General features: G+C 70.1%; 12 protein-coding genes. 4 read left to right on the top strand and 8 right to left on the bottom strand.

The window, feature by feature from the left end:
• The first annotated feature begins 3 nt into the window (after positions 1–3).
• Positions 4–279 (top strand): hypothetical protein, encoded by a 276-nt coding sequence (locus tag VT50_RS00405; RefSeq protein ID WP_053048583.1) that lies wholly within the window; start codon positions 4–6, stop codon positions 277–279.
• A gap of 1 nt (position 280) precedes the next feature.
• Here VT50_RS00405 and VT50_RS00400 read toward each other — a convergent pair whose 3' ends face one another.
• Complete coding sequence (locus VT50_RS00400) at positions 281–1,840, bottom strand: MFS transporter (RefSeq protein WP_078840726.1); 1,560 nt, start codon at positions 1,838–1,840, stop codon at positions 281–283.
• 83 nt (positions 1,841–1,923) lie between these two features.
• On the opposite strand from VT50_RS00400, the gene VT50_RS00395 reads away from it, so the two are divergent.
• Positions 1,924–2,277, top strand: coding sequence for a winged helix-turn-helix transcriptional regulator (locus VT50_RS00395; RefSeq protein ID WP_046086538.1), 354 nt, complete (start codon positions 1,924–1,926; stop codon positions 2,275–2,277).
• Positions 2,278–2,418: 141 nt separating this feature from the next.
• The gene (locus VT50_RS00390; RefSeq protein ID WP_053048584.1) at positions 2,419–4,851 is read left to right on the top strand and encodes an NACHT domain-containing protein; all 2,433 of its coding nucleotides are present in this window, start codon (positions 2,419–2,421) and stop codon (positions 4,849–4,851) included.
• 273 nt (positions 4,852–5,124) lie between these two features.
• Here the strand turns inward: VT50_RS00390 and VT50_RS00385 are convergent, their stop codons facing one another.
• On the bottom strand, positions 5,125–7,650 hold the full coding sequence (locus VT50_RS00385) for an ATP-dependent Clp protease ATP-binding subunit (protein WP_046086539.1): 2,526 nt from the start codon (positions 7,648–7,650) through the stop codon (positions 5,125–5,127).
• 543 nt (positions 7,651–8,193) lie between these two features.
• On the opposite strand from VT50_RS00385, the gene VT50_RS00375 reads away from it, so the two are divergent.
• On the top strand, positions 8,194–8,787 hold the full coding sequence (locus VT50_RS00375) for an SCO3374 family protein (protein WP_046086540.1): 594 nt from the start codon (positions 8,194–8,196) through the stop codon (positions 8,785–8,787).
• A 5-nt stretch (positions 8,788–8,792) separates the two neighbouring features.
• Here the strand turns inward: VT50_RS00375 and VT50_RS00370 are convergent, their stop codons facing one another.
• From VT50_RS00370 to VT50_RS00345, 6 genes are all read right to left on the bottom strand, one after another.
• On the bottom strand, positions 8,793–9,131 hold the full coding sequence (locus tag VT50_RS00370; protein WP_037960512.1) for a histone-like nucleoid-structuring protein Lsr2: 339 nt from the start codon (positions 9,129–9,131) through the stop codon (positions 8,793–8,795).
• A 221-nt stretch (positions 9,132–9,352) separates the two neighbouring features.
• Positions 9,353–9,874 (bottom strand): amino-acid N-acetyltransferase, encoded by a 522-nt coding sequence (locus VT50_RS00365; RefSeq protein WP_046086541.1) that lies wholly within the window; start codon positions 9,872–9,874, stop codon positions 9,353–9,355.
• A gap of 22 nt (positions 9,875–9,896) precedes the next feature.
• On the bottom strand, positions 9,897–10,292 hold the full coding sequence (locus VT50_RS00360; RefSeq protein WP_075200364.1) for a BlaI/MecI/CopY family transcriptional regulator: 396 nt from the start codon (positions 10,290–10,292) through the stop codon (positions 9,897–9,899).
• Positions 10,293–10,477: 185 nt separating this feature from the next.
• Positions 10,478–10,660: a hypothetical protein gene (locus tag VT50_RS00355; protein WP_046086542.1), complete on the bottom strand. Its 183-nt coding sequence runs from the start codon at positions 10,658–10,660 to the stop codon at positions 10,478–10,480.
• A 179-nt stretch (positions 10,661–10,839) separates the two neighbouring features.
• Complete coding sequence (locus tag VT50_RS00350) at positions 10,840–11,655, bottom strand: hypothetical protein (protein ID WP_075200365.1); 816 nt, start codon at positions 11,653–11,655, stop codon at positions 10,840–10,842.
• Positions 11,656–12,015: 360 nt separating this feature from the next.
• Positions 12,016–12,813 carry a type III pantothenate kinase gene (locus tag VT50_RS00345; RefSeq protein WP_046086544.1) on the bottom strand — a complete coding sequence of 266 codons (798 nt, stop codon included), beginning with the start codon at positions 12,811–12,813 and terminating at the stop codon, positions 12,016–12,018.
• Position 12,814: the final 1 nt, after the last annotated feature.

The following is a 12,814-nucleotide window of genomic DNA, read 5'->3' as shown; positions in this document are numbered from 1 at the left end:
GCCATGGCCGTAGTAGGTAGCTACTTCCCCGGTCGGGGAACTTTGATCGAGGAGACCTTCCTCAAGGGCAAGGCCGCAGGAAGAGCCGAGGCAAGAGCAGAGGTGCGCGCGAAGATCGTGCTGCGCGTCCTGAAAGCCAGGGGGATTCCCACCTCGGACGAGACACGCGACCGCATCGCCAACTGTACCGACCTCAGTATCCTCGACCGCTGGTTCGACCGGGCCATCACCGTCTCCACCGCCGACGAGCTCTTCGCGGAGGAGGAGCCGGACCAGTAGCTCAACGTTGACCATGCCGCCGAGGTGACCGCAGCAGCAGGGCGGCCAGGGTGGCCGTCGCCGCGAGGACCACCGCCGCCGAGAGCACCGCCACGGTGAAGCCGCGATCGTAGGCGTGCCGGGCGGTTGCCCGCAGCAGGGCGGAGGTTGACGGGGCCAAACGGTCCGCGATCGCGTTCGCCGCGCCGATCGACTCGCCGGCGGCCCGGCGGTCCGCGGTGGGTATCCCGGGCATGGAGGACGGCAGTACGGCGCGGTAGGTCGCGGTGAGAACGGTACCGAGGGCGGCGATGCCCAGGCCCGCGCCGAGTTCGAAGGAGATCTCCTGGATCGCGGCGGCCTCCCCGGCCCGGTCCGGATCGGCCGAGGCCATGATCGCGTCGGAAGCCAAGGTCATGACCACCCCCGCCCCGACGCCCGACGCGAGCATCACGGCCACTGCCACTCCGTACCGCGCGGGGCCACCGCCGGCGCACAGGAGGAACAGCGCACCGGAGAACCCCGCGAGCGCACCGGTCATCGCCCAGCGGTCGCCCCAGCGGCGCGCCATCGAGGGAGCGACCACCGCGCCCGCCGCGTTGGCGGCGGCCAGGGGCAGCAGCGCGAGCCCGGCGCGCAGCGGCGACGCGCCGTCGATGAGCTGGAACCACTGGGTCAGGAAGAACAGCATCGCCGCATAGCAGCCGAAGCAGCCGAGCACACAGAGGGTCGCCGTCGTGAAGCGGCGGTCCACGAACAGCGCGAAGTCCAGGAGCGGTTGCGGCGATCGTCGCTGCCGCCGTACGAAAACGGCCAGCAGCACCACCCCGACCGCGCCCACGACCACGGTGACGGCCATGTCGGACGCGCCGCCGCCCACTTCCGCGCCCGCCTGCTTGAGCGCGTAGACGACGGCCGTGAGGCCCACCGCCGAGAGCGCGACCCCCGGCAGGTCCCAGGGGCGTGGCGTGGGGTTCCGCGACTCGGGGATCAGCCGGGCACCGGCCACCAGGATCACCGCGACGACCGGCACGTTGAGCAGGAAGACCGACCCCCACCACCAGCGCTGCAGCAGCGCCCCTCCCACCAGGGGCCCGACCGCCGCGCCGACGCTGTGCGCGGCGGTCCAGAGGCCGATGGCGATGGTCCGCTCCCGGCGGTCGGGGAAGACGACGCGGATGATCGCCGCCGTCGAAGACATGATCATGGCGGTGCCCGCGCCGAGCAGCGCGCGGGCGGCGATGAGCTGCCCGGAGGTCTGGGCGAACGCGGCACCCGTCGAGGCCAGCCCGAACAGCGCGAACCCGGACAGCACCAGCCGCTTACGGCCGATTCGATCACCCAGCGTTCCGCAGGTGACCAACAGCGCGGCGACCGTCAAGGAGTAGACGTCCACGATCCACAGCAGCCGTACCCCGCTCGGGTGCAGCTCCCTGGTCAGGCTTGGCACCGCCGCGTGCGTCACGGTCAGATCGATCCCGGTCAGCAGCAGGCTCGGGCACAGCACCGCCAGCACGGCCCACCGCCGGGGTGCGCTGGCTGGCTCCGCCGTCCTCGCGCGCTTCGAGGTCGTAAGCTCCATGGCCGCACTATCAGTGGGTACCTCAACCACCCACAAGTACGGTCTTTTTTGTGCCGTAGTACCACTCTGGATACCGTTGCCGGATGCGCGGCAACCTCGATGAGACCCAGGACCAGTGCGCGGTCGAGATCGCCATGGAGGTTCTCGGCGGCCGTTGGAAGCTCGCCATCATCAGGAAACTCTTCCTCGGCACCCACCGCTTCGGCGAACTCCGACGCACCCTGCCCGGGGTCACCCAGCGGATGCTGACCCGCCAGTTGCGCGAGTTGGAGGCCGACGGGCTGATCAGCCGCACGGTCCACGCGGAAGTGCCGCCCCGGGTCGAGTACGCGCTCACCGACACGGGCCGCAGCCTGGAACGGATCACGGACCTCCTGGACAGCTGGGGCCGCTGGTACCGCGACAACCGGCCCGGCGAAAACCGGGACATGGGCTGAACGCACCCGCCCCGTGCCACCGGCCGCCCCCGGAACCCACGCCGAACCCCCACCCATCCGGCACCGACCGTGCCTACCCTGGTGGCTTCTTCGCTATGACGGACATACGACGGACAACAGTCACCGGGGGGACGGGGCCTCATGGATCCCGCAGCCGTAGCCACACTGGTCCAGGAACTCTTCGTCGCCGACGGGCCGGTGGACCGGCCCGTCCGCATCGCCTCCCTCGTCGCCTTCCAGGGCGACCACCGCACGCTCACCGAGCGGGACCTGCCCCGGATCGCCGAAGCGTATGTCCAAGAGGAGCTGCGTGGGGCGCGGCCCGAGCTGACCGACGCGCTCGCCCGTACCCTCCACGCCCTCGGCACCGTCGACCTGGACGATCTGCGGGCCGTCCGGCTCGGCCCCGAAGCCTTCGCCCGGCACCTCGCCATCGCCGCCCCCGACGCCGACGAGGGGCTGGACGCGGCCGACGCCCGGACGCACGCCGCGCTGCGGGAGGCCGTCTGCGGGCATCTGCTGCGGTTCCTCGTCCGCCGCTCCCCCTTCGTCGCGGCCGCCGAGGACGCGGGGTTCGAGGAGCGCTACGCCCGCGACATCGTGGCCGCCCACGACCATCTGACGATCTACGGCATCGATCTGGCCCACTCCCCCGACAGCTGGCCGCTGGACGCCGCCTATCTCAGCCTGGAGACCGAGACCGACGGGGGCGGCCCCAGCGCCCCCGCCGAGCAGGCCCTCGCCGGGCGCACCCGGGTGCTGCTGTGGGGCGTGGCCGGGTCGGGCAAGACCACGCTGGTGCAGCGGCTCGCGGTGTCCGTGGCGCGCGGCGACCTCCCGGCCCCGCTGGAGGGGCTGCGCGGGCGGGTGCCGTTCGTGCTCCCCGTGCGCCGGTTCCGCCGCGACGGCTTCCCTGAGCCGGACGCCTTCCTCTCCGCCGTCCGCTATCCCCACGCCGTCGCACAGCCGCCGGGTTGGGCCGAACGGGTGCTGTCGCGCGGGCGCGGGCTGCTGCTCGTGGACGGCGTGGACGAGGCCCCGGAGGAGGAGCGGGAGCGGCTGCGCGAGGCACTGCGCGAACTTCCCGCGCGCTATCCGGGAAATGTCTGGCTGGTCACCTCGCGCCCCTCGGCCGTACGGGAGAACTGGCTCGCCGCCGAGCGCTTCACCGAGCTGAAACTCTCCCCGCTCAGCCGCGAGGGCGTCACCGCCTTCATCCGCCGCTGGCACGCGGCGGCCCGCCAGGACATCACCGACCGGGCCGATCTGGACCGGCTCAGCGGTTACGAGGAAACGCTGCTGGACGCCGTAAGGATTACCCGGGACCTCGGGCGGCTGGCCACCAATCCACTGATGTGCGGTCTGCTGTGCGCACTGCACCGGGACCGCCGCGGCTATCTGCCGCGCGGCCGGAAAGCCCTCTATGACGCGGCCCTTTCCATGCTCCTGGAACGGCGCGACCGCGAGCGCGCCATGCTGCCGCCGGATGGAATCGACCTCCCCCAGGAACCGAAGATCCAGCTGCTGCAGAAGCTGGCGCACTGGATGCTCGTCAACGGCCGGTCCGAAATGGACCGGCCCACCGCCCTTGAGACGCTGGGCCGGCACATCCCGGCCATTCCGCACGCGGCGCGACAGGGCGGGCCGGAGGAGATCTACCGCCATCTGCTCAACCGAACCGGTCTATTGCGCGAGCCCACACCCGGTTCGGTCGATTTCGTGCACCGAACCTTCCAGGACTATCTCAGCGCACGAGCGGTCGTCGAACGGCACGATTTTGACTTCCTGATCGACCACGCACACCTGGACGACTGGGAAGAAGTGATCAGAATGTCCGTCTCCCTCGCCCGTCCCGATGAATGCGCCTACCTCCTGGAGGGGCTGCTGGCGGCCCGTAAAGACGCCCGCCCGGTCCATGCCCGCCATCGCAAACTCCTGGCGGTCGCATGTCTGGAACACGCGACGGAGCTGGACCCCGAGGTGCGTTCCCGGGTGCATCGCTATACCCGTGATCTGGTGCGCCCGACCTCGCTGGAAGGGGCCCGGGCACTGGGCTGGATCGGGCCTATCGTGCTGGAAATGCTCCCCGATCCCAGCGGAGTATCCGATGAGGAAGCCCATCGGCTGGCCGTCACCGCCACCTCGATAGCCGACGACCGCGCGATCGACTATCTGGTCCGGCTGCGGGACCGCGCCTCCTGGGCGGTGCGGGCGCAGCTCGCGGCGGCCTGGCGGCGATATGACACCGACCGCTACGCCGAGGAAATCATCGCCCATCTCGATGAGCGGGAACTCGACTTTCCGGTGTCGGACCTGGAGGAGCTGCGGGCGCTGCGGCGGCTCGGCGGCCGCCCCTGCGTCCAGATAGCCGGGGCGTTCACCCCGGAGCAGCTGACCGACGACCTGGTGGCCGAGCGGCTGACCGAGCTGTGGCTCGCCTATGACCTGGGCGCGGAGCTGGACCTGAGCTGGCTGGCCGCCTTCCCGCGGCTGGAGATCCTGCGGCTGAGCCACCGCAACGCGGAGGTGACCGGCGTCCCGGAGGGCGTCCAGGTCATCGTGGCGGGCGCATGAGGGGAACCGGGAGGGCCTGGGTGAGTCCAGCGGGCGCGTGAGGGGAGCCCCGGAGAACGCCGGAGGACGGGGGCGAGTCCGGACTCCGAGGGCGTCACAGGGCTCTCAGCGCTCTCAGGGCCGGGCCGTGGTGGCCACCGGGTGTTGCCCCCTCCGCGGGCGTCCCAGGGCCCCTCAGAGCGCGCCTACGCGGCGTACGCACAAAAAGGGGGCCGCCCCGGACCGGGAAACGGTCCGGGGCGGCCCCGAGGCGAACGGACGCCTCCGCGTGCGTCACGCCTCCTTGCTGAGGTTCGGGCCCGCACCACCGGCGGCGGACTCGATCGGCGGGGTGTCCGGCAGCGCCGACTTCTCCTCGCCGCGGAAGGTGAACTTCTTCTCCTCACCCTCGCCCTCGGTGTCCACGACCACGATGTGGCCCGGACGCAGCTCGCCGAAGAGGATCTTCTCCGAGAGCACGTCCTCGACCTCGCGCTGGATCGTCCGGCGCAGTGGCCGGGCGCCCAGGACCGGGTCGTAGCCCCGCTTGGCCAGCAGCTTCTTGGCCTCGCCACTGAGCTCGATGCCCATGTCGCGGTCCTTCAGCCGCTCGTCCACCTTGGTGATCATGAGGTCGACGATCTGGATGATGTCTTCCTCGGTGAGCTGGTGGAAGACCACGGTGTCATCGACACGGTTCAGGAACTCGGGGCGGAAGTGCTGCTTCAGCTCCTCGTTGACCTTGTTCTTCATCCGCTCGTAGCCGGTCTTCACATCGCCCTGGGCGGCGAAGCCCAGGTTGAAGCCCTTGGAGATGTCCCGGGTGCCGAGGTTGGTGGTCATGATGATCACCGTGTTCTTGAAGTCCACGACCCGGCCCTGGGAGTCGGTCAGCCGACCGTCCTCCAGGATCTGCAGCAGCGAGTTGAAGATGTCCGGGTGGGCCTTCTCGACCTCGTCGAAGAGGACCACGGAGAACGGCTTGCGGCGCACCTTCTCGGTGAGCTGGCCGCCCTCCTCGTAACCCACGTATCCGGGCGGGGAGCCGAAGAGCCGCGAGACGGTGTGCTTCTCGCTGAACTCCGACATGTCGAGCGAGATCATCGCGTCCTCATCGCCGAACAGGAACTCGGCGAGGGTCTTGCTGAGCTCGGTCTTACCGACACCGGACGGGCCCGCGAAGATGAACGATCCACCGGGCCGCTTGGGGTCCTTGAGGCCCGCACGCGTGCGCCGGATGGCCTGGGAGAGCGCCTTGATGGCGTCCTTCTGGCCGATGACGCGCTTGTGCAGCTCGTCCTCCATGCGCAGCAGCCGGGAGGACTCCTCCTCGGTGAGCTTGAAGACCGGGATGCCGGTGGCCGTGGCCAGGACCTCCGCGATCAGCTCCTCGTCGACCTCGGCGACGACGTCCATGTCGCCGGCCTTCCACTCCTTCTCCCGCTTCGCCTTGGCGGCCAGGAGCTGCTTCTCCTTGTCGCGCAGGCCCGCGGCCATCTCGAAGTCCTGCGAGTCGATCGCGGACTCCTTCTCCCGGCGCACATCGGCGATCTTCTCGTCGAATTCGCGCAGGTCCGGCGGTGCGGTCATCCGGCGGATCCGCATCCGGGAACCGGCCTCGTCGATCAGGTCGATCGCCTTGTCCGGCAGGAAGCGGTCCGAGATGTAGCGGTCGGCCAGGGTGGCGGCCGCGACCAGGGCCGAGTCCGTGATCGAGACGCGGTGGTGCGCCTCGTAGCGGTCCCGGAGGCCCTTGAGGATCTCGATGGTGTGCGGCAGCGACGGCTCGGCGACCTGGATGGGCTGGAAGCGGCGCTCCAGGGCCGCGTCCTTCTCCAGGTACTTGCGGTACTCGTCGAGCGTGGTCGCGCCGATGGTCTGGAGCTCGCCCCGGGCCAGCATCGGCTTCAGGATGCTCGCGGCGTCGATCGCGCCCTCGGCGGCGCCCGCACCCACCAGGGTGTGGAGCTCGTCGATGAACAGGATGATGTCGCCGCGGGTGCGGATCTCCTTGAGCACCTTCTTCAGGCGCTCCTCGAAGTCACCGCGGTAGCGGGAGCCGGCGACCAGGGCGCCCAGGTCCAGGGTGTAGAGGTGCTTGTCCTTGAGGGTCTCGGGCACCTCGCCCTTGACGATGGCCTGGGCCAGTCCCTCGACGACCGCCGTCTTGCCGACGCCGGGCTCGCCGATGAGGACCGGGTTGTTCTTGGTGCGGCGCGAGAGCACCTGCATGACCCGCTCGATCTCCTTCTCGCGCCCGATGACCGGGTCGAGCTTGGATTCGCGGGCGGCCTGGGTGAGATTGCGGCCGAACTGGTCCAGGACGAGCGAGGTGGAGGGAGTGCCCTCCGCCGGGCCGCCGGCGGTGGCGGCCTCCTTGCCCTGGTAGCCGGAGAGCAGCTGGATGACCTGCTGCCGCACCCGGTTCAGATCGGCGCCCAGCTTCACGAGGACCTGGGCGGCGACGCCCTCGCCCTCGCGGATCAGGCCGAGCAGGATGTGCTCCGTACCGATGTAGTTGTGGCCGAGCTGAAGGGCCTCGCGGAGCGAAAGCTCCAGGACCTTCTTGGCACGGGGGGTGAAGGGGATGTGCCCGGACGGGGCCTGCTGGCCCTGCCCGATGATCTCCTCCACCTGCTGGCGGACCGCCTCGAGCGAAATCCCGAGGCTCTCCAGGGCCTTAGCGGCGACACCCTCACCCTCGTGGATCAGGCCCAGGAGGATGTGTTCGGTGCCGATGTAGTTGTGGTTGAGCATCCGGGCCTCTTCCTGAGCCAGGACGACAACCCGCCGCGCGCGGTCGGTGAACCTCTCGAACATCGTTAATCGCTCCTCAGAGCGGTCAGAAAGATCGGGGACGATCCCCTCCCTGTCCTTCCGCATGCTAGTCCCGCAACCCGGGACAGCTCATTCCAACTGCCGACAACCGTCCGGATCACCCCCGCTCGCACGGGGCAAACAGCCACTGACATCCTGCCCGGACAGCCGACAACTGCTTCAACCCGATGGTGCGAGACGATGTTCCCGCAGGCCAGGCATCTACGCCCACCGTCAGTACGCCGATGGCGAACGCCGCTTCCTCCCGACACGCGGACCGCCCCTCCCCACTAGGGATGTCTTACCCGCAAGCACGGACAGTCCATGCCGTGGGGGCCGGTTCCATCCGCTATGGGCGAACAACCTTGCGCCCGTTCACCGGCCCTGCGGGACCCCTTGCGGGTACGGGGCGCGCACGGTCCGGTACGGAACGTCATCGCGTACGGAATGTCATCGGGCACGGAGATCGTCACGTACGGACGTCATCGCCCGGGTAAACGCCACCGCCCGCGTAACCGAGCGGGCGGGCGGGGAGTTCTGCTGGGCATGATCCTCGGGGCCCGCGGCGCTGAGCCGTCCGCACCGGCCGCCCGGTCACGCTGGTACGAGCGGGAGCTGGGCTGGCCGACGGCCGGCAGCGATCCCGTCGAATTGCTCACGGGGGTGGCCTTCGACGTCATCGAACTGCCGGCCGTGGCCGGTTCCGCGATGCTGCGGCGCGTACCGCGGACCGGTCCGGTCGCGGTGGAGGGCGCCTGGATGCGGCTTCTGGTGGCCGCTGGCAGCGCGGACGAGCTTCCGGAGCTGCTCGACTGGCTGGAGTGGGGCGGTGTCTCCCTGGACCTGGGCGCGATCGGCGCCGGAGGCCGGATCACCGCGCCGTGCCCCGCCGTCTCCTGGCCACCGCCCCGGGCCGCCGGGGCGCCCGGTGAGCGATGCCCGCAGGAGGCCGCCGTATGGCTGCGACCTCCCGACGCGAAGGGCGGGGTGGAGCCGACGCTGCCGCGGGCAGGCTTCGGGGGCGATGGGGGCGCCCCCGATCTCGTACGGCTCGTGAGCGCGGCGGCCACGGAGTGCCACCGAGCCCGGTTGCTGCGCGCCCTGCCGCTGCCTGGGCAGCGGCGAGCCGGGGAAGGGTGACGCGCTCAGCCGTTGGCCTTCTCGTACGCCTCACGGACGGTCGCCGGAACACGGCCGCGGTCGTTGACCTCGTAGCCGTTCTCCTTCGCCCAGGCGCGGATCTTCGCGGTGTCCTGACCGGCGCCACCCGCCGCCGCGCGCGCCTTGCCCCGGCCGCCGGAGGCCCGGCCACCGGTGCGCCGGCCGCCCTTGGTGTACGGCTCCAGGGCGTCACGGAGCTTGTCCGCGTTGGTGGTGGTGAGGTCGATCTCGTAGCTCTTGCCGTCCAGAGCGAACGTCACGGTCTCGTCCGCCTCGCCGCCGTCGAGGTCGTCGACAAGAAGGACCTGAACCTTCTGTGCCATGGGGTTCCTTTCAGGGAAAACGGGGGGCTCGGGGGCGCGGCGTTAGCCGCTGATGACTCACCCCCCAGGTAATTACACTACGAGAGAATAGGAAACCGCTTTTCCCGGAAAAACACAAACCCCTAGGGAAGGTTCGACCGATCCACCAAGCGGGAAGCCTCATGGAAGGTCATGTTCCGGAGCTATGTGATAGGGGAGCGATTCGGACATAGGGCCCGCGATCACAGTTGCAGAAGCATCCGGCTGTTGCCAAGGGTGTTCGGCTTCACCCGTTCGAGACCCAGGAACTCGGCGACGCCCTCGTCATAGGAACGCAGGAGCTCGCTGTAGACATCGCCGTCGACTGGCGTCTCGCCGATCTCCACGAACCCGTGCTTGACGAAGAAGTCGACTTCGAAGGTGAGGCAGAAAATGCGCCGCACGCCCAGCCAGCGTGCGGTCTGCAGCAGCTTGTCAAGCACCAGATGTCCTACACCGGCGCCCTTGAGAGTCCGATCGACGGCGAGAGTGCGGACCTCCGCGAGGTCTTCCCACATGACGTGCAGCGCTCCACAGCCAATGACCTCAGCGTCCTCGTCGCGCTCGGCGACCCAGAACTCCTGGATGTCCTCGTAAAGCGTCACAGTGGCTTTGTCGAGCAGGATGCGATCGTCCACGTACGAGTCGATGAGGCGACGCACCGCCCGAACATCGCTGGTCCGGGCGCGGCGGACGCTGACTACTTTTGATAGTGGGGAGGACATGAGCGGACGCTATCGCCCTGTGTCATCGCCCCGACTCACCGGGGCTCTCCCCCGGCTCCCCCAGTTGTGCGACGCGCATGGCATCCCGTAGTGCGTCCCGCTGCTCTTCGGACATCATCCCGAAGAACGCGACGAGTGCGGCCGCCGGGTTGTCACTGGTCGACCACGCTTCGTTCATCAGTGCGGCCGAGTAGGCGGCGCGCGTGGAGACCGCGGCATATCGATAGGCGCGCCCTTCCACCTCACGGCGCAGCCAGCCCTTGTGATGCAGGTTGTCCATTACGGTCATGACCGTCGTGTAGGCGATCGAGCGTTCCCGCTGAAGGTCTTCCAGGACTTCCCGGACCGTGACCGGGCGGTTCCACTTCCACACCCGCGTCATGACCGCGTCTTCGAGATCTCCCAATGGCCTAGGCACACCGAGAATAATAGTGGGAGATGCCCCGAATGTCCGGATGATTGGGCGATTGGCCGGGTGGGGCGGCTGAACGATTGGGCGCTTGGGCAGCCTGGGGGCCCGGGCACTTGGGCACTTGGGCGGGAAAGCCACACGCCCCGGGACGGGCTGCGTCCGCGGGGCGTGGTCCGGCGTGATCGGTCCGATCAGGAGGTCTCGCGCTCCGGCGCCGGGCGCTCGGCCTCGGCGCTGGCCGCCAGCGCGGCGTCCACCGCGGCGTCCTCCTTGGACTTGTTGGCGCCGCCCTGGCTCTTCACCATCGTCACGATGAGCGCGGTGAAGGCCACGGCCATTACGACGGGCGGGATCAGCGCGGAGACGTAATCCATGGCTTCCGGCCTCCTTTTGCTCGAGACCACCAGATTACGCGGCGCGCCCCGGCCCCCCGGAGCCGGGCACCGGTCCCGGGCGGGGCGGCCCGGGGCCAGCGGGGCGGCGGGGCAGGCGGGGCGGCGGGTCAGGCGGGGCGGCGGGTCAGGCGGAGCGGCGGGTCAGGCGGAGCGGCGGGTCAGGCGGAGCGGGCCCCGGCACCGGGCGCGAGCCGCGAATCGTGCTCCGGGGGCGGCGAGGGGCGGCGGCGCTTGGGCGGGAAGACCTCCGCCGGCGTGGGCACCGGACGCCCCGGGCGCGGCGCCCGGCGGCCCGGCTCCCTGCGCTTCGGCTCCTCGCGATCGCCGTGCTCCGGCGGCGTGGGCTTCTTACGGGGCTCACGCCTCGGCTCATCGGACTGGCGCGCCCCCTCGGGCCCCTTGCGGGCGGCCCCCCGCGCGGCCGTCACGGGCGCCGCAGAGACCCCGCCGGGCAGGGCCCGCAGCCGGGGCGCCGCGGGGCGCGTACGCGGCTCCACGACGCCGCCGACGGCACCGGCGCGCTCCGCGAGCCGGGCGCGCACGCCCCGCTCGGCAAGGCGCTCGCAGTGGCTCAGCAGCGCACGCCGGCGCGTCGCCGCACCGCCCCCGGCGGAGGCAGACCCGCACAGCGCGCGGAGCGCGGCCAGATCCTCGGCCAGTGGCTCATAACCGGCCGCGAGGGCGCCCTGGAGCTGCTCGAGATAGCCGGCGGCGGCGCCGGGCAGTGCGGCGCGGTAGCGGGCGAGCTCGTCGAGCAGAAACGCTCGCAGCCGCCCGCCCTCGCGGACCGCTTCGTCCACGGCCTCGGCGAGCCGGAGACAGTCCTGGACCTCCTCCGCCCGGTCCGGGCCGAGGGGGCCGGCAGAGGGAGTGACGGGGTCGGGTTGGAGGGCGATGGCGAGGGCGCGTCGGAGCACACGCAGCTCATCCGCACTGAACGCCATTCCGCCGCGGGATCCATATGGCGTGGGCATGGGGCGACTTTAAGTGCTAAGCGGACAAATTTCGCTGAGCGCCGGACGGTGCGGCGCGTTGCGGACGCCGAGCGGCCATACGGGGGAAGCGTCGGACGGGACCGCGCCGAGGCGGTCCCGTCCGGCCCGGCACCCGGGGGCGGACCGTCGCATCCGGGTGCCGGTGTACATGGTCGACGGCCGTTCCGCTTGTCAATACGGAAATTCGATGTGCCGTCTTTCCCTTGACCGCCCCTTGCCTCATTGGCTAAGAGCGATCAGTTGTGCAGGACGAATCCGAGTGCGGGAATTCGTTTCGGAATGCCGTCAATGCGGTCGAGCACCCGGGCGAAGAGCAGGTGAAGAGCTGATCACCGGTGCTCAGCCGCGCGAGACGTTCCGCTCGTAGACCAGTCTGAGGCCGATCAGGGTCAACCAGGGCTCATGCTCATCGATCACTGAGGATTCTCCTAGCACCATGGGCGCGAGACCGCCGGTGGCGATCACGGTGACGTCCTCCGGGTCCTGGGCGAGCTCGCGCGCCATGCGCCGGACGATGCCGTCCACCTGGCCCGCGAAGCCGTAGAGGATGCCGGACTGCATGGCCTCCACCGTGTTCTTCCCGATCACGCTGCGCGGGCGGGCCAGCTCGATCTTGCGCAACTGCGCCCCGCGTACGCCCAGCGCCTCGACCGAGATCTCGATGCCCGGCGCGATCACCCCGCCGACGTACTCCCCGCGCGCGCTGACCGCGTCGAAGGTCGTCGCGGTGCCGAAGTCCACCACCACGCACGGGCCCTCGTACAGCTCCACGGCGGCCAGCGCGTTGATGATCCGGTCGGCGCCGACCTCCTTGGGGTTGTCCACCAGGATCGGCACCCCGGTCTTCACGCCCGGCTCGACCAGGACGGACGGCACATCGCCGTAGTAGCGGCGGGTCACCTCGCGCAGCTCGTGGAGGACCGAGGGGACGGTGGAGCAGATGGAGATGCCCGCGATGCCGTCGCCCAGCTCCTCGCCGAGCAGCGGGTGCATGCCCATCAGGCCCTGCAGCAGCACGGCGAGTTCATCGGCGGTGCGGCGGGCGTCGGTGGAGATCCGCCAGTGCTCGACGATCTCGCCGCCGTCGAAGAGGCCGAGCACGGTGTGCGTATTGCCGACGTCGATGGTCAGGAGCATC

The organism is Streptomyces antioxidans, assembly GCF_000968685.2.
Classification (GTDB): domain Bacteria; phylum Actinomycetota; class Actinomycetes; order Streptomycetales; family Streptomycetaceae; genus Streptomyces; species Streptomyces antioxidans.
This window is presented reverse-complemented; position numbering and strand designations above follow the sequence as displayed.